Raw genomic sequence first — 21,840 nt, 5'->3', positions numbered from 1 at the left:
ATGAGCTCGAAGTCCCCGACGCCTCCGTCCGGTCCGGCTACCACCGGGCACCATGCAGCACACAACCACAGCTCGCAGGGGCAGAGCCTGGACCAGGCACTTCAACGGGCAGGTTTCTACCCTGTCCTTGTTGCCGATGTTGTGGCCGATGCCTTGGACGGGCGTGACTGCCTCGCGCACCTGGTGCATTTGGAAACGCATTTCGACCGGGCCGAGGTCCGGCGGCACATCACGGTCCTGGTCCTCACCGAAGACATGCTGGTGATCACCCACGTCGACGACCAGCAGCTCGACGAAGCCGGAGAGCAGATCGTCGCCCAGATTTCCACGGAGTCCGTGCCCGTGGCACAAATCCGCTCTGTGGTCCTCAGCTACATGTATGCGCAGCCCCAGAACTACACTCCAAGCGACCCCGTCAGGGAGCTCACCCTGTCCATTGCCTGGTCTGGTGGCCAACGCCTGGACGTGGGCCCCGCCAGCTGCGGCGATCCCCAGTGCGAAGCCGACCATGGATACACGGGCACCATCTCCCAGGAGGACATCGTGCTGCGGATCAGCTCCGAGGCCGACGGACCCAGGGCTGTCCAGGACGCGAAGGTCTTTGCCCGGGCCCTGCGGGCTGTGAACACAGGCGCTCCCGGGCCATCGGTCCACCCCGGTATGATGTCCGCTCCGCGGCTCCGCTCGGGCGTCTTCGGCAACAGGCTCAGCCGCGGGCACCAGCGCTGATGGCGACGTCGGAACCCATCGCCCAGGACACCGTCTCCGTTTCCAGCGCCGTCACTGAGCTTCCCGCTGCGCCGCTGTACGGCAACAAATCGATCGCCGAGGTCTTCACCAGCGCCGCAGCGAGCATGGGGCTGCCCGGCTTCGAAAACAAGCTGCAATTGCCTTCGTCGCAACGCGTGTGCGTAGTCCTCGCAGACGGACTGGGGCGCAACCTCCTGAAGCAGAAGGCCGCCCACACTCCGTTTCTGAGGTCAATAGCGAACGCGGGACAGGGAGCCGTCCCTGCGTGGCTTGACGCGGCTTTTCCTTCCACCACGGCATCGTCCTTGGCGAGCCTTGGAACCGGCCGTACGCCGGGCGAACACGGCATGGTGGGCTATGACGTCCTGGATCCCGACCAGGACAAGGTAGTCAACCTGCTCGGCAACTGGGACGCCGGTGTCGACCCCCTGCGCTGGCAGCCGTTCCCCACAATTTTCGAACGCGTGGCGGCCGACGCCGACGTCGTCACCGTGAGCCTGCCGCAATTCGGCGCGTCACCGATGACCCGCGCGGCGCTCCGGGGAAGCCGGTTCGTGGGCGGCAGCTCGCCCCATGCCCGGACGGCAGCGGCGGGGGAGGAGATGGCGGCTGGAACCCGTTCGCTCATGTACTTCTACGTCAACGAACTGGACAAAGCCGGGCACCGCTACGGCTGCCACTCCGATCGCTGGGAGCACCAGCTCGAGGAATTGGATGCAACGGTCAAGAGGCTCTCTGCCGCATTGCCCGCGGGGACTACCATCCTGCTCACCGGCGATCACGGGATGGTGGACGTCCCGGAGTCGCAGCGCATCGACTACTCGGCCGATCCCGCCCTGATTGCCGGGGTCCGGCACACTGCAGGCGAGCCACGCATGGTTCACCTGTACTTCGAACCCGACGCCGGGGAGCTCCAGCGGGAAGCCGTGTTGGATGCCTGGCGCGCCCGCTTCGGCGATCGGATCTGGGCCTTCACCCGCGGGCAGGCCCTTGAAGCAGGACTCTTCGGGGTCCATCGGCCGGAAGTTTCCCGCCGGATCGGGGATGTCATGATCGCCGCCAAGGATGCCTTGGCGCTCTACGACGTCCGCCGTGTCCGTCCAACTGCCTTGGAAGTGGTGGGGCAGCACGGTTCGCTGACCAAGGCGGAACGCGAAGTTCCGCTGCTATGCTTCCGAGCCGGAGGTCCCAAGGGCCGCCGTGGCTGAGCTCATTTTCTTCTCCGGAACCATGGACTGCGGCAAGTCCACCCTTGCTTTGCAGATGGACTACAACCACCGTGCCCGTGGCCGGGGCGGGGTCCGCTTCAGCTGCAACGACCGTGCCGGCGGTTCCGTCATCTCCAGCAGGCTCGGACTCCAGACCGACGCGGTGGAAGTCATCGACACGACGGATTTCTGGGACGAGGTGGTCCGACGCCGGACCACAGGCCTCACGGTGGACTACCTCATCTGCGACGAAGCCCAGTTCTACTCACCGGAGCAAGTGGAACAACTCGCGCGCGTCGTCGATGAGATAGGCGTAGACGTGTTCGCTTTCGGAATCACGTCCGACTTCCGCACCCGTCTTTTCCCCGGATCCCAGCGTTTCGTGGAGCTCGCCGACAGGGTCCAGGTACTGCAGGTCGAGGCGCTTTGCTGGTGCGGCCGCCGGGCAACCCACAACGCGCGGACCGTGGACGGCATCATGGTGGTCGAAGGCGAGCAGGTCGTGGTAGGCGACGTTGCCATGGAGGCCGGCCGGGCCGAGGCTGCCCCGGCGCAAGCCGAAGGGTCACACCCGGTGGTCGGATACGAGACCCTATGCCGCAGGCACTACATGCGCCGGGTCACGGCACACGGGGCCAACCTCATGGCGAGCCGGGATCAGTTGCTGCCTTTCGACGTCGACGCCTGCCTTTGGCGCGGCGCCAGCTGAAGCTGCCGCGAAGTGAGAGCTTCCTAGTCTCCGCGGGTTCCGAAGAGGATGTCATCCCAGCTCGGAATGCTGGAGCGCTTGGGCCGTGACGGTTGGCGCTCGGCCACTGCGGCATCTGAAGGCTCTTCATCCTTCTGGCCGGAGGGGGTGGGCTTCGGCTCTTCGCGTTCCCGTCGGGGAGCTCCGCCGAGCAGTTCGTCCAGACCCGCCCGCGGTGCGGCCGCTTCCTGGGTTTGGGAGTCGTCGCGGCCGGTCCGGGCATCATTGCCGGCCCGGGCGTCGTCGTCGTTCCTGCCGCGCAACAGGGTCACGGGGCGCAGCGGACCCGGTACCACTGTGATTTCCCTGGTGTTCGTGCTGACCCCATCGTGAAGATGGAGGGAGTCGTTTTCGTTGTCGTCATGCTTCGGGGCCAGGCTAAGCCGCGAGAGCATGGATGCGCGAGCGTCACGGCGGCTGGGAGCGGGTTCGGCTTTTGCCTGCTCGTCCGTGTCGTCTGATTCCGTGTCAGTTGATTCGCTGTCAGCGGATCCGTCTTCGACGTCGCCGGGCCGCGGATGCGCTGCGGGAACGCCACTGCTGAGCAGCAGCGCCAAAGCGTCGTCGCTGTCTTCGTCCAGTCCCAGCCGCTGTCCGCGACGGGAGCGCAGCATGTCCAGGAGCCCGTCGGCTTCCTTGGTGGCAGCCGCGGCGGCCGCACGGGCGGCGGTTCCGGCGTCGGCCTCAAAGTCGAAGGGCCGGTCCGAAACGGCCGCGAGCCGTCGCGCCGGTACTGGTCCATCGAGGGGTTCCAGTTCGCTGAGCTGCTGGGCCCAGCGGTTGGCGTTCTGGATGGATTTGCGGGCGGGATGGAACGTCCACATCGCGGGCGGCTCTTCGCCGATGCTCTCCAGGCTGCCCGGCTTGGTTTCGAAGCGCGCGACGACGGTCCACGTGCCGTCGGTCCGGCGCCAGGAGTCCCATTCCACCGCCGAAGAGTCGATCCCGTGGGCAGTGAGCCGGTGGGCAACCATTTCGCCGAGGCTTGCAGGTTCGTCGCCGAACGCCGCGCGGTAGGTTTCCTGGCCGGGGGCAGGGGCTGCGACTTCGACTTTGCGGGCTTGTTGGGCGATGTATTCGCGCTCGGCAAGGACAGGACCTTCGTACCGCTGCACATTGGCGAGCGGGAGCCCTGAAAGCTCCGCCACCTCCGCGGCCGTAGCACCGCTGCGGATGCGTGACTGAATATCACGCGGGGACATGGCGACGGGCGTGATGGAGGCACGTGCGGCCACCTGGGCAGGTGTCCGGCTCGCTGCAACCCGCAACGCCTCATCAATCGGAAGCTGGAACATCTCGCCGCCGGTACCGCTCAACAGAAGATGTCCGCCGTCGTCGTGGACGCCAACCAGCCGTAGATCCCGCATAAAATCCTCCACCATGGCCTATCTGACATTCGAAACTCTGCCACCCGGTAGGGCCTTTTCCTACTAGGACAAAGGGCGCGCCGCGATATTCCGCGATTTTCCGGCATTCTCCCGTTCAGGCGGCCGCCAGGGGGTATGGACATCCTGGTCTGCCGGGAGGACAATCTGCCCGGTATCGGGCACAAAAATGCAGCCTGCCGCGTTACATCCTTAGACCGGAGCAGGTTCCGGCCGACAGGACCGCGAGCCCTGCGTGAAGCACAAGGGAGAACGAAGAAGGGACCATGGCAACGGACTACGACGCCCCTCGGAAGACGGAAGAAGACACCGAGGACTCGATCGAGGAACTCAAGTCGCACCGCACGGAGAAGCAGTCGTCATCGGCTGTTGACATCGATGAGACTGATCTGGCTGATGCCTACGAGCTCCCCGGGGCGGACTTGTCCGGCGAAGAGCTGCTGGTCCGTGTGCTCCCGCCGCAGGCGGACGAATTTACGTGCTTCAACTGCTTCCTGGTCAAGCACCGCTCCCAGATTGCGCGGGAGAAGGACGGGCACCTGTACTGCAAGGAATGCGAAAGCTAGCTTCGGGAGCCCTGCTTCGACAATGCTGCCACCAGTTCGTCGGGGTGGCGAGTGGAGGTCAGCCAATACGGAGTGCGGTCCGCGGGGTCGGTGATTTCAATGCGCACCACGGGATCAATCCAGCCGCGGAGGCACAGGAACGCCAGTCCATGGAGCCGGACGCCCCGCTCCGCGGTGGCTTCGTCCTTGCGGAACGCGGTGACGGCGCCGACAAACTCGCGCTGGATGCTGGCCCGGCCCACTTGGACGGTGTCCTGGTCCACCACGATCGAGGGAGTGGACGTCACCAGCAAGACGGTGGTGATGGCGAAGAGAACCAGCGCGGCGATAATGCCCGCGGTGATGCTGATCGGCGCGAACATGAGGATGCCGGCGGCGGAGAAGCCCACCACGACAATCCAAATCCAAGGGGAGGGCCGGAGCTTTTCCGTATACAGGACGCCCGATTCGCTTGAGGAATGGTGCGGCACGGGTACGGAAGCAGTCGATTCAGGCATGCCACCAGCTTATCGGGACTGTGCCCTCGGGAAATAACGCGCCTTTGCCGTGCGCTGCCCTCCGACCGCAATCGTGGCAGTATCCCGCGGACGATAGAATGTGTGACTGTGAGCCACGAGACAGCAGTAGCCAACCCAGCAGACACCTCCGCCGAATACGGTGCGCCGACCCTTCAGGTCCAACTGAAAATGCTCGACGCCGGTTTGGAAGCGCCGTCCTACGCGCACCCCGGTGACGCAGGCGCGGACTTGCGCGCCCGCGCGGACGTGTCGCTCGCTCCGGGAGAGCGGAAGCTCGTAGCAACAGGCGTCTCCATCGCACTTCCGAACGGCTATGTCGCCCTCATCCACCCCAGGTCAGGGCTGGCAACCAAGCACGGGCTCACCGTAGTGAATGCTCCCGGGACGGTTGATGCCGGCTACCGAGGTGAAATTTCCGTGACGCTTTTGAATACGGACAAAAACCAGGCAATCGAACTCAAGCGCGGCGATAGAATTGCTCAAATGGTGATCCAGCGCGTCGAGTATGCGCAGTTCGTTTCCGTGGAGGAGTTGTCCGACACCTCGCGCGGCACCGGCGGCTTTGGATCCACCGGAGGCTTCGCGCCGGCCGTGAGCTAGCAACAACCTCGACAATCAGCGCCGTTCGGAGCTGATTGCCATGCTGCCCGCGAGTTGACGGGCAGTCTGCGGTTTACTGGGGGTAGACCACTACTAAGGAGACAACCCGATGCTTTTTGGGCGCGGAAAGAAGTCCAAGGCTGAGCAGCCGAAAGACAACGGTACTGAGCAGGCCGATGCCGCGACGTCGCGGCAGGAGGCCGGCACGGAAGCCAGTGGGGCCGCCAAGGGCGACTTCCGTCTGTCCAAGGGGCCATTGGATGCCAGTGAAATTGATAGCCAGGATGGCTACGTGGATCTTGGCGCCCTGCTGATCGAACCTTCCGAGGGTCTTCAATTGCGCCTCGAGGTGGAGGAGGCAACCCAGCGGGTCGTCGCGGTCACCATGGACCTCGATGGATCGAGCCTCCAGCTCCAGGCGTTCGCCGCTCCCCGCTCCGAAGGGCTGTGGGACGAGATCCGCGAACAAATCGGCCAGTCGGTGGCCAGCCAGGGAGGCGAAGTCGAGGAGATTGCCGGCACGTTCGGCACTGAGCTCGTCGCCAAACTTCCCACCGAATCCGCCGATGGCGGACGAGGCTTCCGGGCGGCCCGATTCATGGGCGTGGACGGACCCCGTTGGTTCCTTCGTGGCGTCATCGGCGGCCACGCGGCCCTGGACAGGGACGCGGCCGAAGGACTCGAGAACCTCTTCCGCAAGGTTGTGGTCATTCGCGGAGACAACCCCATGCCGCCCCGCGAGCTGCTTCAGCTGAAGCTGCCCAAGGATGCCGTGGCCTCCGGGCAGCATGGTGTGCCTGACGAAACGCCGGAGCTTCAGCGGCCAGAACGCGGCCCGGAGATCACCCAGATTGGCTGACAAAGCGGTCCGCGCCGCTGCCGCTCAGGGCACCCCGGCAGTGCCCCTCACTGAAATCCCCGCACGGGGCCGGGTCGACTGCACGGGTTTCATCGAGTCGGTGACCTACCAGCCCGCCAACGAGCAAAGTCACTTCTCGGCGATCGTCGTCGACCGGATTGCGCACAGGGGCGACACGGGCCCGTTGACCCGTTTGCGCGTCATCTGGCTCGGGCGCCGGAAGGTGCCCGGCATCGAGCCCGGGACTGTCCTGCGGCTCGAAGGCATGGTCACTCCGCGGGACGGGATGCCCACGATGTTCAATCCGCGCTATGAAATCCTCTCCCGGCAGGAGCACCAATGACCGTCGCCAACGGATCCGATCCCCAGGAAAAGCCAGCACAGGAAAAGACCGGCCCGGCAGGGGAGTCCCGGCAGGGCGCCCAGGGGCCGAGCATTGCGGACATCGCCGCCGGCTACGCCGAAAAAGCCGGGCTGCAACGCAACAGCCACGGGCACGTGGACATCCTGAAATCGGCCGGGGGCGTGCAGGGGATCGCCGAGAGCATCGTGCCGGGCCTCGTCTTCCTGATCGCCTTCATGGTCACCCGAGACCTTCCTGCCTCCCTGATTGCCTCCCTCGCGGCGGCAGCAGTCTTCACCGTGGTCCGGCTGGTCCAACGGCGCCCGTTGACCCAGGCGCTTGCCGGGATCGCCGGCGTCGCGATCTCCGCTTGGCTCGCGAACACCACTGGCAAGGCAGAGGATTTCTACGTCCTGGGTTTCTACACGAATATCGCCTACATCGTGGGAATGGTGCTGTCGATCCTGGTCAAGTGGCCGATCGCCGGCCTGCTGTTCGGTTTCGTCCGCAACGAAGGCTTCGAATGGCGGAAGAACCCGGAACGCCTGCGGGCCTATTCCATCGGTACGTGGGTGGTCATTGCCGTGCTGGCGCTACGGCTTGTGGTCCAGGTGCCCCTGTATTTCATGGGTGATCCCGGCCTTGCTGCACTCGCCACGATGCGGCTGATCATGGGTGCCCCGCTGTACATCCTGGGCCTGTGGATTGCCTGGCTCCTGACCCGGCCGGTGCCGGGCCAGAAGCCGAACCGCGATGCTCAGCCGTCGAAACCGTCGTCGTCGGACTGATCCGAGAACTCTTCCTCGACGTCGGCTGAACCGTGGTCCGCGGCGGACGGGGAGAGCAAAGCCCTCAAGCCGTCCTCGGCCGCAATGGTCGTGACGAAGAACAGTTCGTCGCCGCCGTCGATCACGTCGTCGCGGCTGGGTGTGATGGGGGCATGATCCCGGAGGATCGCCACCAAGGTGGCGTCTTCGGGCCATTCGATGCCGCCCACGGTGCTGCCGATGATGTGCGAGTCGTGGGGAACCGTGAATTCCACGAGCGAGGACACTCCGGTCTGCAAGGTCAGCAAGCGGACGAGGTCGCCGATTTCCACGGCCTCCTCAACGAGTGCCGTCATGAGCTGCGGGGTGTTGACGGCGACGTCGACGCCCCAGGAATCGTTGAACATCCAGTCGTTCTTGGGATTGTTGACCCGGCCCACCGTGCGGCCCACACCGAATTCGGTCTTGGCCAGCAAGGACACCACAAGGTTGACTTTGTCGTCGCCGGTCGCGGACACGACGACGTCGGCCCCTTCCAGCTTCGCTTCCTGCAGCGTGCTCAGTTCGCACGCGTCGCCCACCAACCAGCGGGCCCCGCGGAGTCCGCTGCGTCCGATGACCTCGGGCTTGAGGTCGATCAGCATGATCTCGTGTTTGTGGGCGAGCAATTCGCGCGCGATCGACGAACCGACGCTGCCTGCGCCGACAATAACGACTTTCACTCAGACTCCTTGGCGGGTGCGCTGGAAAGGATGCGCGCTACCTCGGCGCTGCGGTCCAGATTCAACATGGCGTGCACGGTGTCGCCCTCCTGGTACGCCGTTCCGGCCTGGGGCAGGACACCCTCGCCAAAGCGGGTAAGGAAGGCGATGCGGATTCCGGACGCTGCTTCGATGGCAGTCAATGGGTGCCCGATCCAGCCTTCGTCGAGGTCCACTTCGGACAAAACCAGCCGGCCCGATGGCTCGCGGTAGTCCCCGGCCAAATGTTGTTCGGGCAGGATCCGGCGCAGGACCTGGTCCGCGCTCCAGCGCACGGCGGCAACCGTGGGGATGCCGAGGCGCTGATAGATTTCGGCGCGGCCTGGATCGTAGATGCGGGCAACAACATGCGAAACATGGAATGTTTCGCGGGCTACGCGGGTGGCCAGGATGTTGGAATTGTCACCGCTGGAGACGGCGGCGAAAGCGTACGCCTCCTCGCAGCCTGCCTGCTTGAGGGTGTCCCGGTCGAAGCCGACCCCCGTGACCTTCCTGCCGGTGAATCCGCTGCGCAAACGGCGGAAGGCACGATCGTCCTGGTCGATGATTGCCACCGAATGGCCGGCGTCTTCCAAGGTGTGCGCCAACGTTGCGCCAACTCGTCCGCAACCCATGATCACAAAGTGAGCCACGGTTTCTCCTTCACTCTTATGCATGCCGCTCGGTAAGACTCTACCGGGGCAAGTCGCGGAAGCCAGTCCGCCGTCATGACATCGCGTTCGATTCAGAGTAGCTTTGCGGAGTGCTGACAATTCTCAACGCCGCGAAGCGGGTGTTGGTGGGGCGGCCGTTCCGGAACGACCGCCTGGCCCACACACTGCTTCCCAAGCGCATCGCGCTGCCGATTTTCGCTTCGGACGCCCTGTCCTCCGTGGCGTACGCCCCCGACGAAATCCTGCTGACGCTGGCCCTCGCGGGCGTGAGCGCCGTGGCCATTTCGCCGCTGGTGGGCCTCGCAGTCATGGTGGTCTTGCTCACGGTCGTTGCCTCTTACCGGCAGAACGTCCATGCCTACCCCTCCGGTGGCGGAGACTACGAAATCGCCAACGTCAACCTGGGGAAGTTCGCCGGACTGACCGTCGCCGCCGCATTGTTGGTGGACTACGTCCTCACGGTCGCCGTGTCGATGTCCTCCGCAGCGGCGTACCTGACCACGGCGATCCCCTCGATGCACGGGCAGCAGGCGCTCATCGCCACTGTCGGCGTCGTGGTGCTGGCACTCGTGAACCTGCGCGGCATCAAGGAAGCCGGCAGTGTCTTCGCGGTTCCCACCTACATCTTCATGTTCTCCATCCTGGGCATGACGGCGGTCGGTATTTTCCAGGCGGCCACAGGCCAACTCGGCCAGGCCCCGTCGGCGGCCTTCACGATCGTCCCGCAAGAGGGATTCGACCAGGGGCTCGTTGGCCTGGCGGGGGCGTTCCTGCTCCTGAGGGCCTTCTCCTCCGGCGCCGCAGCGCTGACCGGCGTGGAGGCCATCAGCAACGGTGTGCCGAACTTCAAGAAGCCCAAGAGCAAGAACGCGGCCGCCACGCTGTTGCTGCTTGGAGTCATCGCCTCGGCGATGCTCGCAGGCATCATCTACCTCGCCAACGCCACCAAGGTCCACATCGTGCTGGATCCGGCCAAGGAATTCCTGCTGAATGGGCAACCGCTGCCGGGCGACTACATCCAGAACCCTGCCATCAGCCAGATTGCGCAGACCATTTTCGGTGCCGGGTCCCTCCCGTTCTACATTGTGGTCGCCGCCACCGGCGTCATCCTCGTCTTCGCCTCCAACACCGCATTCAACGGATTCCCGGTGCTGGGGTCCATCCTCGCCCAGGACGGCTACCTTCCGCGCCAGCTTCGGACCCGCGGAGACCGCCTGGCTTTCAGCAACGGCGTCCTGGCGCTTGCAGCCGGAGCCTTGGTCCTGATCATTTCCTTCAACGCCGATGTCACCAAGCTGATCCAGCTGTACATCGTCGGCGTCTTCATTTCCTTCACGATGAGCCAGCTGGGCATGGTCCGGCACTGGGGCAGGGAACTCAAGCTTGCGCAGGACAAAGCCGTCCGCCGCAGGATCGTGAAGTCCCGCACCATCAACGGGCTCGGCTTCGCCATGACGGCTCTGGTGCTGACCATCGTGCTGATCACCAAGTTCGAGCAGGGAGCCTGGATCGCGCTCCTGGCGATGTTCGTGCTGTTCCTCATCATGTGGAGCATCCGCGCCCACTACGACAATGTTGCCAAGGAACTGGCCGTTGACGAGGACTCGTCGCCCCGCGCGTTGCCCACCCGGGTCCATGCCGTGCTCCTGGTGTCCCATGTCCGCAAACCGGTGCTGCGTGCCCTCGCCTACGCGAGGGCGTCGAGGCCGTCCCGGCTGGACGCCATCATCGTCGACATCGACCACGAGGAAACCGCGCACACCGTCGAGGCGTGGGACAAGCTGGACATCCCTGTCCCGTTGACCGTTTTGGCGAGCCCGTACCGCGAGACCGTCACCCCCATCCTGGACTACGTCAAGAACATGCGCCGCGATTCTCCGCGGGACCTGATTGTCGTCTACATCCCGGAGTATGTCGTCGGCAAGTGGTGGGAACAGCTCGTCCACAACCAGACCGCCTTGCGCATCAAGGCCCGGCTCCACTTTGAACCCGGCGTCATGGTGGCCAGCGTCCCATGGCAATTGAAGTCCTCCGAAGAAGCAAAGGCATTGCAGGATACCTGATGACCCACCCCAGCAACACCGAATCCAGCTCGCCCACGGCCCAGGACGGAGCTGCCACGGAGCTGGTGGTGGACGTCGGCCCGGTCGCCCACGGCGGCCACTTCGTCGCGCGGCACGAAGGCCGCGTCATCTTTGTCCGGCACGGCATCCCGGGCGAGAAGGTCCGGGTCCGGCTGACCGACGCGGGGGAGTCGTCCCGCTTCTGGCGTGCCGACGTCGTCGAGGTCCTGGAAGCGTCGGACGACCGGATCCGCCATTTCTGGCCGCTCGCCGACTCACTTGCCGCATGGGGCAAAGGCGGTCCGCCCGTGGGCGGCGCGGAACTCGGGCACGTAACACTGGAACGGCAGCGCCTCCTCAAGTCCGAAGTCCTCGCCGAGCAGCTGAAGCGGCTCGCCGGCGTCGAACTCACTGTCGACGTGGAGCCCGCAGCCGCCGGTGACCCGGGCTCCGGCGGCGTTACCGGGACCGACGGCGGAACCGGACTCGGCTGGCGGACCCGGGCCAGCTTCGCTGTGACCCCGGGCGGCCGGCTGGGGATGCATGCCCACCGCTCCGACGTCGTGATTCCGGTCCACGAGATGCCCCTGGCACTGCCGGGCATCAACGAGTTGCGGCTTTGGGACATCGACCTGCGGGGGATCTCGCGGGTGGAAGTGGCGGCGCCTGCGAACGGATCGCGTCCGCTCGTGCTGCTCGCCCCGGAAGAAGGCACCGATGCCCGACGCCTCAACCGGATCCTGGGCCAGATCCCGCATGACGTGTCCGTGGCCAGCTTCGACCCCGTGGGCGGCGACGTCCTGCAGTTGCGCGGCAGGACGTGGGTCCAGGAATCGGCTGCCGGTCACGAATACCGCGTCACGGGAGAAGGGTTCTGGCAGATCCACAAGGATGCGCCCGCCACCCTGGTGGGAGCGGTGACGGGATTCCTGCACGACGGCGGGTACCTCCTTCCGGGATCGGCCGTCGCCGATCTTTACGCCGGAGCCGGTTTGTTTACGGCACCCTTGGCCGATGCCGTGGGGATCACCGGTTCGGTGCTCTCCGTCGAGGGATCGCCCGGGACCAGCCGGGACGCCCGCAAGAATCTGCATGGAGAGACCCAGGTGGAAATCGTCCAGGGCCGGGTGGAACGTGTCCTCCGGCAGCGCCGCCGGAGCTTCGACGCCTTGGTGATCGACCCGCCGCGCGCCGGTGCCGGCAAGGGTGTGGTCAGCCAGCTCATCGAGTCAGGGCCGCGCGCCATCGCCTATGTGTCGTGTGATCCGGCCTCCTTCGCGCGTGATCTGGGGTACTTCCGGAACGGCGGATGGCGCCTCGAATCCCTCCGCGCCTTTGATCTGTATCCGCACACACATCATCTGGAGACCGTTGCATTGCTGGTGCCCGCGGCATAGCCACCACTACGATGGTGGAGAAGTCCTACGTCGCGCTTCACTTCTCCACCGGCCGGCAGTTGCTTAGCTTAGGTTTGCCTAACTAGCTAGCGGTCAACCACGCGACAAAGATGAAAGCTGTTGCGAGAGGAGTCCTGCCATGAGCACTGTGGACAGCTTCGGTTCCAAAGGCGTACTGAATGTAGCCGGCACCGATTATGAAATTTTCCGGTTGAACTCCGTTGAGGGCGCAGACAGCCTTCCGTTCAGCCTTAAAGTATTGCTTGAAAACCTCCTGCGGACGGAAGATGGCGCCAATATCACGGCCGACCACGTCCGCGCCCTGGCCGGCTGGGATCCGAATGCCCAGCCAGACACCGAGATCCAGTTCACCCCGGCCCGAGTCATCATGCAGGACTTCACCGGGGTTCCCTGTGTCGTTGACCTTGCCACGATGCGTGAAGCCATCAAGGACCTCGGCGGCGACCCCAAGCGCGTCAACCCGCTGGCTCCGGCCGAGATGGTCATCGACCACTCCGTGCAGATCGACGCCTTCGGCAACTCCGGCGCCCTCGAGCGCAACATGGAGATCGAATACCAGCGCAACGGCGAGCGTTACCAGTTCCTGCGCTGGGGCCAGACTGCTTTCGACGACTTCAAGGTTGTTCCCCCGGGAACCGGCATCGTCCACCAGGTCAACATCGAATACCTGGCACGCACCGTCATGACCCGCGAAGTCGACGGCGTCCTCCGCGCCTACCCCGACACCTGCGTCGGCACCGACTCGCACACCACCATGGTCAACGGCCTGGGCGTGCTGGGCTGGGGCGTAGGCGGCATCGAAGCCGAAGCTGCCATGCTCGGCCAGCCCGTCTCCATGCTGATCCCGCGCGTTGTCGGCTTCAAGCTCACGGGCTCCATCCCCGCCGGCGCCACCGCCACCGACGTCGTCCTGACCATCACCGAGCAGCTGCGCAACCACGGTGTGGTCGGCAAGTTCGTGGAGTTCTACGGCGAAGGCGTCGCGGCCGTGCCGCTGGCCAACCGCGCCACCATCGGCAACATGAGCCCGGAATTCGGTTCCACGGCAGCGATGTTCCCGATCGACGACGTCACGCTCGAGTACTTGCGCCTCACCGGCCGCTCCGAGCAGAACGTTGCCTTGGTCGAGGCCTACGCGAAGGAACAGGGCCTCTGGCACGATCCGTCGCACGAGATCAAGTTCTCCGAGTACCTCGAGCTCGACCTGTCCACGGTTGTTCCCTCGATCTCGGGTCCGAAGCGTCCCCAGGACCGCATCATCCTCACCGAGTCCAAGGCCCAGTTCCGCGAGGACCTGCGCAACTACGTGAAGGAAGACCTGGCCGACGGAAGCCTGGACGAAGCGATCGACGAGAGCTTCCCGGCCTCCGATTCGCCGTCGTTCACCGCCACTGCGACGCACCTGGCCGACGTAGCTCCGCACTCGCACGGTCCGAAGTCCAACGGTCGTCCGTCGAACAAGGTGAGCGTCACAACAGCTGACGGCCGCGAATTCGAACTGGACCACGGTGCCGTTTCGATCGCTTCGATCACGTCCTGCACCAACACGTCCAACCCCTCGGTGATGCTGGCCGCCGCGCTGCTTGCCCGCAACGCCGTTGACAAGGGCCTCGCGTCCAAGCCGTGGGTCAAGACGTCGGTCGCTCCCGGCTCCAAGGTCGTCACCGACTACTACGAGAAGTCCGGCCTGACTCCCTACCTGGAGAAGCTCGGCTTCTACATCGTGGGCTACGGCTGCGCGACCTGCATCGGCAACTCCGGTCCGCTCGACGCAGAGATCTCCGAGGCCATCCAGGCCAACGACCTTTCCGTCACCGCTGTCCTCTCCGGCAACCGCAACTTCGAAGGCCGCATCAACCCGGACGTCAAGATGAACTACCTGGCGTCCCCGCCGTTGGTCATCGCCTACGCCCTGGCCGGAACCATGGACTTCGACTTCGACGCCGATCCACTGGGCCAGGACCAGGACGGCAACGATGTCTTCTTGAAGGACATCTGGCCGAACCCCGTCGAGGTCCAGAAGGTCATCGATTCCTCGATCGACAAGGAAATGTTCGCCCGCGGCTACGAAGGCGTCTTTGACGGCGACGACCGCTGGAAGGCACTCGACACCCCGGCAGGCGACACCTTCGCCTGGGACGCCAAGTCCACGTACGTGCGGAAGCCCCCGTACTTCGAAGGCATGAAGGCGCAGCCGGAACCGGTAACGGACATCGCCGGAGCCCGTGTGCTGCTGAAGCTCGGCGACTCCGTCACCACGGACCACATCTCCCCGGCAGGTTCCTTCAAGTCGGACACCCCGGCAGGCCAGTACCTTCTGGCCAACGGCGTGGAGCGCAAGGACTTCAACTCCTACGGTTCACGCCGTGGCAACCACGAGGTCATGATCCGCGGTACCTTCGCGAACATCCGCATCAAGAACCAGCTGCTCGACGGCGTCGAGGGTGGCTTCACCCGCGACTTCACCCAGGCCGACGGCCCGCAGGCCTACGTTTACGACGCTGCCCAGAACTACCAGGCAGCCGGCACCCCGCTGGTGGTCCTGGCCGGCAAGGAGTACGGCTCCGGCTCTTCCCGTGACTGGGCTGCCAAGGGAACCGCGCTGTTGGGCGTGAAGGCTGTCATCGCCGAGAGCTACGAGCGTATCCACCGCTCCAACCTCATCGGCATGGGCGTCCTCCCGCTGCAGTACCCGGCCGGCGAATCGGCTGCGTCGCTCGGCCTGGTCGGCACGGAAACGTTCGCCGTCGAGGGCGTCACCGAGCTGAACAACGGCACGACGCCGAGGACGCTCAAGGTCACGGCAACGGCCGAGGACGGCAGCACCAAGTCCTTCGACGCAGTGCTGCGCATCGACACCCCGGGCGAAGCGGACTACTACCGCAACGGCGGCATCCTGCAGTACGTCCTGCGCCAAATCTCGGCACACTAGCCGAATCCAGCGCGGGCCCCGCCAGCGTTGAAAGGCAACAGCTACAGCCCCGGCTGGTCATCGACCGGCCGGGGCTGTAGCCTTTGCTGCGGCCTTGGCTCCGGCCAAGGCGTTAGAGTTGTATAGCACGTCAATCACCCTAAGGAGGGGCCGTTGGGACTTTTGGAGACAATCCGGAACCCGCAGGACCTGAGTAAGCTCACCAGCCAGCAGTTGGAGCAGCTTGCAGGCGAGATCAGGACTTTCCTCATCACCAACGTCGCCCAAACAGGTGGTCACCTCGGACCGAACCTCGGCGTGGTGGAACTCACCATGGCCATCCACAAAGTCTTCGATTCCCCGCGCGACAGCATCGTTTTCGACACCGGCCACCAGTCCTACGTCCACAAATTGCTGACCGGCAGGCAGGATTTCAGCACCCTCCGGCAGCAGGGCGGCATGTCCGGATACCCCGATCGTGCCGAGTCCGAGCACGACATCGTGGAAAGCTCGCACGCGTCCTCTTCCTTGTCCTGGGCAGACGGTATCTCCCGCGCCCGCCAGTTGACCGGCGAGGGTGATCGCTGCGTTGTCGCCGTCGTCGGTGACGGCGCCCTGACGGGCGGCATGGCGTGGGAGGCGATCAACAACATTGCTGCGGACAAGCGACGCCGCGTGGTGATCGTCGTCAACGACAACGGGCGCTCCTATGCGCCGACCGTCGGCGGTGTGGCAGACTACCTCGCTTCACTACGCCCCACGATCGACTCCCTCCGGGCAGCCCCCACCTACGAAGTGGTGCTGGACTGGTGGAAGAAGAAACTTCAGAGCGGCGGACCGATCGGCCAGTTCACTTATAAGAGCCTGCATGCCATGAAGAAGGGCATCAAGGATTGGTGGGCTCCGCAAGGCATGTTCGAAGACCTCGGCATGAAGTACATCGGCCCGGTTGACGGCCACAACATGCGGGCCCTTGAACACGCGCTCACGACTGCCCGGAATTACGGTGGCCCGGTGATCGTCCATGCGATGACCGAAAAGGGGCACGGTTACGCACCTGCCCTCGCCAATGAGGCGGACCAGTTCCACGCCGTCGGGATCATCGATCCCGAAACCGGCGAACCCACAGAAGCCGGCGGCGCACGCTCGTGGACATCGGTGTTCGCCGAGGAAATCGCGGACATTGCCGACGAGCGCGCAGACATCGTCGGCATCACCGGGGCCATGCTGATTCCCGTCGGACTGCACAAGTTCGCGGAACGCCACCCGGAAAGGGTGATCGACGTCGGCATCGCCGAACAGCACGCCCTCACGTCGGCCGCGGGCATGGCCTTTGGCGGACTGCACCCCGTCGTCGCCGTTTATGCGACCTTCCTGAACCGTGCCTTCGACCAGCTCCTCATGGACGTCGCCCTGCACAAAGCGGGGGTGACGGTCGTGTTGGACCGCGCCGGCGTGACAGGCCCGGACGGGGCCAGCCACCACGGCATGTGGGACATGGCGATGGTCCAGATCGTTCCAGGGCTGCATCTCGCGGCTCCCAGGGATGCCAGCCGCCTGCGGGAAGAACTCCGCGAAGCGGTAGCCATCGCCGACGCACCCAGCGTGGTGCGTTTCTCCAAGGGCAGCGTGGGAAGCGAGATCGAGGCGATCGAACGGCTTTCCGACGGCGTCGACGTGCTGGCGCGCCGCCCCGAAGGCTCCACGGAGAACGACGTCCTGATTGTCAGCGTCGGCGCGATGTCCGAACTTGCCCTCGACGTCGCGTCCCGGCTCGGATCCCAAGGCATCAGTTCCACCGTGGTGGATCCGCGGTGGGTCCTGCCCGTTCGCAAGTCCATCATTGCCCTCGCGGCCCGGCACCGTTTGGTGATCTGCATCGAGGACGGCGTCCGCGCGGGCGGCGTCGGATCCAGGATCCGGCAGGAGATGCGCGCCGCTGGCGTGGACACGGCCCTCAACGAAGTGGGGCTTCCGGTCGAGTTCCTCGACCATGGAACCAGGAGCCAGGTTCTCGAGCGGGTGGGGCTCACCGCCCAACAGATAACGCACGACGTCGTCGCGCAGGTTCTGGGGACAAAGGTGCCTTTCGCGCGGCCCCTGCCGGGACAAGAACATCCCACGACGGGCAGCCTCCCCACGCTGTAAGTGGCTGTTCCGGGCGGTATTCAACAATCAAGCACCCCTTCGGCGGGGCAGGTCCACACGGCACCTGCCCGGAGTGGTCTAGTAAAGGACAAGCATGAGCGGCATCATCCGCACGTATAAGCGCGACGACGAAGCGGTCCTGCATTTCCGGGAGGCTTGGTACGACGACGAATTCAAGCAGTTCGTCATCAACCACGGGGTCGTAGGACACCAGAGCAGCACTGACGAAACGGACGTCGAGGACGAATCCGCCGTCGAAGGACTCATGACCGCTTTTGCCGCGCAATGCGAAGAAGACGGCTATGCGGAGATTCCCGAGACCGAGCAGTTCTGGGTGGTCGCGCAGATTGCGCTGAAGACGAAGGACGGCACCGACCGCGACCGCTACCTCGAACGCAAGGCCAAGGCCGCGTTGACGAGCGAACTGGCCTGGCGGGGCCTGGGTACCGTGGACCGTTCCGATATCAGCGACTCGAAGCTGAACATTTTCTGCCTGTGCCCGGACGTCAACAAAGCCGTCAACGCCATCAAGGTGTGCATCCGGGGAGAAGACCTGGACTTCACGAAGCTGAGCATCGCGGCAGCACCCCATGCCGAACCCACCGCATTCAAAGTAAAACACTCGCCGAAAACCGGTGCGGGCTTTACCCTCTAAGGACTACTTCACCGCTTCGAAGGGACAAACATGGCGCCCAAGAGCAACTGGCCCGGACACACTCCGCTGCCCAAGGGCTTGTCCGCTCCGGCGCGGAGGGCACTCGCCCACGAGGGTCTGGAAACCCTTGAACAACTCGCCGAGTTCGGTGAGGGGCGGGTGGCGGCCCTGCACGGCATGGGCCCCAAGGTCATGGCCCAGTTGCACGACGCGATGGAAGAGGCAGGAATCGCCTTCGGATCCTGAGCGGCGGACCGGCCCCCGCGGGCGTTGTAGGGTGAAACCATGACTGAATATCGCCGTCTTGGAAATTCCGGATTAACCGTCTCAGTAGTCGGTTTGGGGTGCAACAATCTCGGCCGGGCCAATACCGCCACGGAATCGCAGGAAGGTACCAACGCGGTAGTGCATGCCGCCTTGGACGCCGGTGTGACCCTTTTCGATGTTGCAGACGTCTATGGCCGGGAGCCCGGCCTCAGCGAGACCATGCTGGGCGCCGCCCTGAAGGGTCGCCGGGACGACGCGATCGTGGCCACGAAATTCGGCATGGACATGCATGGCGCCAACGGCAACGATTTCGGCGCGCGGGGATCGCGCCGCTACATCGTCCAGGCCGCGGAGGCGTCGCTGCGCCGCCTCGGCACCGACTGGATTGATCTCTACCAGTACCACACCCCGGACCTCCTCACCCCGGTTGACGAGACCCTCGCAGCCCTCGACGACCTCGTGACAAGCGGCAAGGTCCGGTACATCGGCCACTCCAACCGTGCGGGCTGGCAGATCGCGGAAGCCGAGTACGTCGCCCGGATGCAGGGCGGTACGCGGTTCATTTCGACGCAGAACCACTACAACCTGCTGGACCGCCGCGCGGAACTCGAAGTGCTGCCGGCCGCCCAGGCCTTCGGACTCGGCGTCCTGCCGTATTTCCCCTTGGCGAACGGCCTCCTGACGGGCAAGTACGCCCCGGGCAACGCCCCGGAAGGATCCCGCCTCAGCCACACGCGGACCAACATGGTCGACGACGCCGATTGGGTCCAGCTGGGCAGGTTCAGCCAGTTCGCCAAGGAGCGGGACCTGAACGAACTGCAGCTGGCCTTCTCTTGGCTGGCCGCCCAACCCGCGGTCAGCAGCGTTATTGCAGGAGCCACCCGCCCGGCGCAAATCGCCGAAAACGCGAAGGCGGTGCGCTGGGTACCCACTGCCGAAGAACGCGCCGAACTGGATGACATCTTCCCGCGTACCCCCAAGGTTGCACTCTTCTAAGGAGCGTTCCATGAGCGGGGAGCAGGCGACAGCTGGAGGCCAACGCGAGCCCGTGAGCTTGCTGGTGGACTGCGACACGGGAATCGACGACGCCCTCGCCCTGGCCTATCTGTGCAGCCAGCCGCAGGTGGAGCTCGTTGCCGTGAGCAGCACCCCGGGCAACGTCGGGGCGGAGCAAGTGGCACTCAACAACCTGTCCCTGCTCGAGCTGTGCGGCCGCCCCGACGTGCCCGTTGCCATTGGCGCCCGGGCGCCGCTGCGGATCCCGCTGACCACCACGCCGGAAACCCACGGGCCCCAAGGCGTCGGCTACGCCGAGTTGCCGGAACCGCGCGGAAAAGTAAACGACGTCGACGCCGTCGAACTCTGGATCGAAGCGGCCCGGTCACGGCCGGGGGAGCTGACCGCACTGCTGACGGCGCCCCTCACCAACTTCGCCCTCGCCCTGCGGGCCGAGCCGCGGCTGCCCGACCTGCTGCGCGGCGTCGTGATCATGGGTGGCAGCTACTACTACCAGGGCAACACGACGCCCACCGCCGAGTGGAACACCCACGTTGATCCGCACGCAGCCGCGGAGGTGTTCGAGGCCTACTCCGGGATTCCCGAGGAGCGGCTGCCGGTGGTGTGCGCCCTGGAGACCACGGAACGGATCGAACTGACGCCCGAACACGTAGCCGCCTTGGCTTCCGAGGCAGGCTGCACGGAGCCGGAACTTGTCCTTCCGGAGCAGCCGGAGGGGCGGCGCAGCACCGCGTCCAACGAACTCGTGCGGCACGTCAGCGATATGCTGCGCTTCTACTTCGAATTCCACCGCCACTACGGCCAAGGCTACGTGGCGCACATCCACGACTACTTCGCGGCATCAGTCGCCGCCGGAACCGCCAGGTACAGCACTCGCACGGCGACAGTGCACGTCGAGACAGCAGCCCCCAGGCTCTTCGGAACCACTGTGGCGGACTTCCGCGGACTGTGGGGCGAGCCGCCCAACGCGCGCATCGTCTCGGAAAACCACCCAAGCGAAGCCTTCGCCGAACTCGTGAGCTCATTGGGCGGCCTTGCCCGGAGGCTGTGAGAGACGACCGGATGGGAGCGTCCCTGAAACGAGGTGGAGCATGATGGATCCGTTGGCGGCGCCACCGCGCTGGCGTCACCACCTCAAACGCGCTTCCAGCGCAGGACGCGACGTGATTGTCGACGCGACGCGCTGGAAACGGGTAGAGCTCAACGTGGTCCACGTCGTGACCGCGGGACTCTCCCTCGGGGTCCCGATCGTCCTCGGGCTCGTCCTTGGCGACATCGGGGCGGGAATGGTTGCTGCGCTCGGCGCGTTGCTCGTCTCCGGAAGCGGCCACGTGGGCGGCCTGAAATACAGATCCCTGGAGCTGCTCAATACCTCGCTGGCCGGTGCCTACGGGGCGGCGGCCGGCATGCTCAGCACCGTCTTTCAGCCGTGGGGCGGCATCCTCATTGTCACGCTCGCTGCCATCGCTACCATCTTTGGCGGTCTTCGGCCGAGTGCAGCCAAGGCGAGCACCCAGGCCATCGTCTTCATGATCATTGGTGCCTCCCTCGCCTCAAGTGCGGTCCCGATCGAAACCCTGCTGTGGTTCTTCGCTGCCGGAGCGCTCGGGGGAAGCTTGTTGACGCTGCTGGTGTTCGGCGTCGAATACCACCTCCTGGGTAAAACCGCCGCGGAGGTGGCCCCGGCACGGCGTTCCTGGCACAAGGACCTCGAGGCATGGCGACGCCGGATGGCAACCCTGTCCGGTTGGCAATACACGCTGCGTTTGGCGAGTTGCATGATCGCCGCCCAGGTGGTGGCCATTCTCGTGAGAGGCCCGCACTCCCAGTGGATCCTGCTGACGGTCGTGCTCGTGGTGCAACGCGACCACCGGGCCGGTCTTGCGCGCACTGTCCAGCGAGGCCTGGGTACGGCGCTGGGTGTCCTCGTGGGCGGACTGCTCCTCGGTGCCCTTCCGATCTGGGCAACGGTCGGCATCATCTGCGTCGTCGGGGCGGCCCGGCAATACCTCAAGGCCGCCAACTACACGGCCTATGCGTTGGTCATGACCCCGCTTGTCGCGGTGCTCAGCGGCCTGGGGCACCAGCTGTCCCCTTCACTCCTCGGCGAGCGTCTTGTCGACACGACCATTGGTTGCCTCATTTCGCTGGTCATCGGCTATGCCGCCTGGCGCGGTACGCGGCAGGCGGCATAGCCGACGTC

At 65.1% G+C, this 21,840-nt stretch carries 21 protein-coding genes; 17 read left to right on the top strand and 4 right to left on the bottom strand.

Annotation, left to right across the window (positions count from 1 at the left end):
- The 3 genes from BMF89_RS02575 to BMF89_RS02565 are packed head-to-tail and all read left to right on the top strand — an operon-like array spanning nucleotide 1 to nucleotide 2,667.
- Entirely contained in the window at nucleotides 1–729 is a 729-nt protein-coding gene (locus BMF89_RS02575; protein ID WP_078105511.1) for a DUF5998 family protein, read from the top strand.
- The gene (locus tag BMF89_RS02570; protein WP_078105510.1) at nucleotides 729–1,958 is read left to right on the top strand and encodes a nucleotide pyrophosphatase/phosphodiesterase family protein; all 1,230 of its coding nucleotides are present in this window, start codon (nucleotides 729–731) and stop codon (nucleotides 1,956–1,958) included. Before BMF89_RS02575 ends, BMF89_RS02570 begins: the two co-directional genes overlap by 1 nt.
- Nucleotides 1,951–2,667: a thymidine kinase gene (locus BMF89_RS02565; protein WP_078105509.1), complete on the top strand. Its 717-nt coding sequence runs from the start codon at nucleotides 1,951–1,953 to the stop codon at nucleotides 2,665–2,667. The genes BMF89_RS02570 and BMF89_RS02565 overlap by 8 nt, the downstream gene beginning before the upstream one ends.
- 23 nt (nucleotides 2,668–2,690) lie before the next feature.
- On the opposite strand, the gene sepH is transcribed toward BMF89_RS02565, so the two are convergent.
- Complete coding sequence (sepH, locus tag BMF89_RS02560) at nucleotides 2,691–4,073, bottom strand: septation protein SepH (RefSeq protein ID WP_078105508.1); 1,383 nt, start codon at nucleotides 4,071–4,073, stop codon at nucleotides 2,691–2,693.
- A 284-nt stretch (nucleotides 4,074–4,357) separates the two neighbouring features.
- Here sepH and BMF89_RS02555 point away from each other — a divergent pair, with 284 nt between their 5' ends.
- Nucleotides 4,358–4,657, top strand: a complete 300-nt coding sequence (locus tag BMF89_RS02555; protein WP_078105507.1) for a DUF4193 domain-containing protein — start codon at nucleotides 4,358–4,360, stop codon at nucleotides 4,655–4,657.
- Here BMF89_RS02555 and BMF89_RS02550 read toward each other — a convergent pair.
- A complete protein-coding gene (locus BMF89_RS02550; RefSeq protein ID WP_078105506.1) occupies nucleotides 4,654–5,154 on the bottom strand; it encodes a DUF3093 domain-containing protein in 501 nt (166 codons plus the stop codon). The genes BMF89_RS02555 and BMF89_RS02550 overlap by 4 nt on opposite strands.
- A 108-nt stretch (nucleotides 5,155–5,262) precedes the next feature.
- Between BMF89_RS02550 and dut the strand changes: the two genes are divergently transcribed.
- From dut to BMF89_RS02530, 4 genes are all read left to right on the top strand, one after another.
- A complete protein-coding gene (gene dut, locus BMF89_RS02545; RefSeq protein WP_253190670.1) occupies nucleotides 5,263–5,775 on the top strand; it encodes a dUTP diphosphatase in 513 nt (170 codons plus the stop codon).
- A 109-nt stretch (nucleotides 5,776–5,884) separates the two neighbouring features.
- Nucleotides 5,885–6,634 (top strand): DUF3710 domain-containing protein, encoded by a 750-nt coding sequence (locus BMF89_RS02540; RefSeq protein ID WP_078105505.1) that lies wholly within the window; start codon nucleotides 5,885–5,887, stop codon nucleotides 6,632–6,634.
- Complete coding sequence (locus tag BMF89_RS02535; RefSeq protein WP_078105504.1) at nucleotides 6,627–6,977, top strand: hypothetical protein; 351 nt, start codon at nucleotides 6,627–6,629, stop codon at nucleotides 6,975–6,977. Before BMF89_RS02540 ends, BMF89_RS02535 begins: the two co-directional genes overlap by 8 nt.
- The gene (locus tag BMF89_RS02530; RefSeq protein ID WP_078105503.1) at nucleotides 6,974–7,765 is read left to right on the top strand and encodes a DUF3159 domain-containing protein; all 792 of its coding nucleotides are present in this window, start codon (nucleotides 6,974–6,976) and stop codon (nucleotides 7,763–7,765) included. Before BMF89_RS02535 ends, BMF89_RS02530 begins: the two co-directional genes overlap by 4 nt.
- On the opposite strand, the gene BMF89_RS02525 is transcribed toward BMF89_RS02530, so the two are convergent.
- Together BMF89_RS02525 and BMF89_RS02520 are read right to left on the bottom strand one after the other, a co-directional pair.
- A complete protein-coding gene (locus tag BMF89_RS02525; protein WP_078105502.1) occupies nucleotides 7,735–8,466 on the bottom strand; it encodes an NAD-binding protein in 732 nt (243 codons plus the stop codon). The two genes, BMF89_RS02530 and BMF89_RS02525, sit on opposite strands and share 31 nt — an antisense overlap.
- Nucleotides 8,463–9,137: an NAD-binding protein gene (locus BMF89_RS02520; RefSeq protein ID WP_078105501.1), complete on the bottom strand. Its 675-nt coding sequence runs from the start codon at nucleotides 9,135–9,137 to the stop codon at nucleotides 8,463–8,465. The genes BMF89_RS02525 and BMF89_RS02520 overlap by 4 nt, the downstream gene beginning before the upstream one ends.
- Nucleotides 9,138–9,247: 110 nt before the next feature.
- Here BMF89_RS02520 and BMF89_RS02515 point away from each other — a divergent pair, with 110 nt between their 5' ends.
- The 9 genes from BMF89_RS02515 to BMF89_RS02475 all read left to right on the top strand — a co-directional run bounded on the left by BMF89_RS02515 (nucleotide 9,248) and on the right by BMF89_RS02475 (nucleotide 21,832).
- Entirely contained in the window at nucleotides 9,248–11,221 is a 1,974-nt protein-coding gene (locus BMF89_RS02515) for an APC family permease (protein WP_078105500.1), read from the top strand.
- A complete protein-coding gene (locus BMF89_RS02510; RefSeq protein ID WP_078105499.1) occupies nucleotides 11,221–12,618 on the top strand; it encodes a TRAM domain-containing protein in 1,398 nt (465 codons plus the stop codon). The genes BMF89_RS02515 and BMF89_RS02510 overlap by 1 nt, the downstream gene beginning before the upstream one ends.
- A gap of 139 nt (nucleotides 12,619–12,757) precedes the next feature.
- Complete coding sequence (locus tag BMF89_RS02505) at nucleotides 12,758–15,571, top strand: aconitate hydratase (protein ID WP_078105498.1); 2,814 nt, start codon at nucleotides 12,758–12,760, stop codon at nucleotides 15,569–15,571.
- Nucleotides 15,572–15,724: 153 nt separating this feature from the next.
- Complete coding sequence (dxs, locus tag BMF89_RS02500; RefSeq protein WP_078105497.1) at nucleotides 15,725–17,698, top strand: 1-deoxy-D-xylulose-5-phosphate synthase; 1,974 nt, start codon at nucleotides 15,725–15,727, stop codon at nucleotides 17,696–17,698.
- Between the two features lie 94 nt (nucleotides 17,699–17,792).
- A complete protein-coding gene (locus tag BMF89_RS02495) occupies nucleotides 17,793–18,353 on the top strand; it encodes a hypothetical protein (protein ID WP_078105496.1) in 561 nt (186 codons plus the stop codon).
- A gap of 30 nt (nucleotides 18,354–18,383) precedes the next feature.
- Nucleotides 18,384–18,599 (top strand): hypothetical protein, encoded by a 216-nt coding sequence (locus tag BMF89_RS02490; protein ID WP_028266791.1) that lies wholly within the window; start codon nucleotides 18,384–18,386, stop codon nucleotides 18,597–18,599.
- A 39-nt stretch (nucleotides 18,600–18,638) separates the two neighbouring features.
- Nucleotides 18,639–19,616 carry an aldo/keto reductase gene (locus tag BMF89_RS02485; protein ID WP_078105495.1) on the top strand — a complete coding sequence of 326 codons (978 nt, stop codon included), beginning with the start codon at nucleotides 18,639–18,641 and terminating at the stop codon, nucleotides 19,614–19,616.
- 10 nt (nucleotides 19,617–19,626) lie between these two features.
- A complete protein-coding gene (locus tag BMF89_RS02480; protein ID WP_078105494.1) occupies nucleotides 19,627–20,688 on the top strand; it encodes a nucleoside hydrolase in 1,062 nt (353 codons plus the stop codon).
- Nucleotides 20,689–20,728: 40 nt separating this feature from the next.
- On the top strand, nucleotides 20,729–21,832 hold the full coding sequence (locus BMF89_RS02475) for an FUSC family protein (RefSeq protein WP_078105493.1): 1,104 nt from the start codon (nucleotides 20,729–20,731) through the stop codon (nucleotides 21,830–21,832).
- Nucleotides 21,833–21,840: the final 8 nt, after the last annotated feature.

This window comes from Arthrobacter sp. SRS-W-1-2016 (assembly GCF_002009585.1).
Classification (GTDB): Bacteria; Actinomycetota; Actinomycetes; order Actinomycetales; family Micrococcaceae; genus Arthrobacter; species Arthrobacter bambusae_A.
This window is presented reverse-complemented; position numbering and strand designations above follow the sequence as displayed.

Bases quoted from the DNA above. Each gene is read 5' to 3' on its own strand.
- BMF89_RS02510 (WP_078105499.1), top strand. From the start codon at position 11,221: ATGACCCACCCCAGCAACACCGAATCCAGCTCGCCCACGGCCCAGGAC.
- BMF89_RS02575 (WP_078105511.1), top strand. From the start codon at position 1: ATGAGCTCGAAGTCCCCGACGCCTCCGTCCGGTCCGGCTACCACCGGG.
- sepH (WP_078105508.1), bottom strand. From the start codon at position 4,073: ATGCGGGATCTACGGCTGGTTGGCGTCCACGACGACGGCGGACATCTT.
- BMF89_RS02485 (WP_078105495.1), top strand. From the start codon at position 18,639: ATGACTGAATATCGCCGTCTTGGAAATTCCGGATTAACCGTCTCAGTA.
- BMF89_RS02505 (WP_078105498.1), top strand. From the start codon at position 12,758: ATGAGCACTGTGGACAGCTTCGGTTCCAAAGGCGTACTGAATGTAGCC.
- BMF89_RS02570 (WP_078105510.1), top strand. From the start codon at position 729: ATGGCGACGTCGGAACCCATCGCCCAGGACACCGTCTCCGTTTCCAGC.
- BMF89_RS02555 (WP_078105507.1), top strand. From the start codon at position 4,358: ATGGCAACGGACTACGACGCCCCTCGGAAGACGGAAGAAGACACCGAG.
- BMF89_RS02550 (WP_078105506.1), bottom strand. From the start codon at position 5,154: ATGCCTGAATCGACTGCTTCCGTACCCGTGCCGCACCATTCCTCAAGC.
- BMF89_RS02495 (WP_078105496.1), top strand. From the start codon at position 17,793: ATGAGCGGCATCATCCGCACGTATAAGCGCGACGACGAAGCGGTCCTG.
- BMF89_RS02490 (WP_028266791.1), top strand. From the start codon at position 18,384: ATGGCGCCCAAGAGCAACTGGCCCGGACACACTCCGCTGCCCAAGGGC.
- BMF89_RS02540 (WP_078105505.1), top strand. From the start codon at position 5,885: ATGCTTTTTGGGCGCGGAAAGAAGTCCAAGGCTGAGCAGCCGAAAGAC.
- BMF89_RS02480 (WP_078105494.1), top strand. From the start codon at position 19,627: ATGAGCGGGGAGCAGGCGACAGCTGGAGGCCAACGCGAGCCCGTGAGC.
- BMF89_RS02530 (WP_078105503.1), top strand. From the start codon at position 6,974: ATGACCGTCGCCAACGGATCCGATCCCCAGGAAAAGCCAGCACAGGAA.
- BMF89_RS02475 (WP_078105493.1), top strand. From the start codon at position 20,729: ATGATGGATCCGTTGGCGGCGCCACCGCGCTGGCGTCACCACCTCAAA.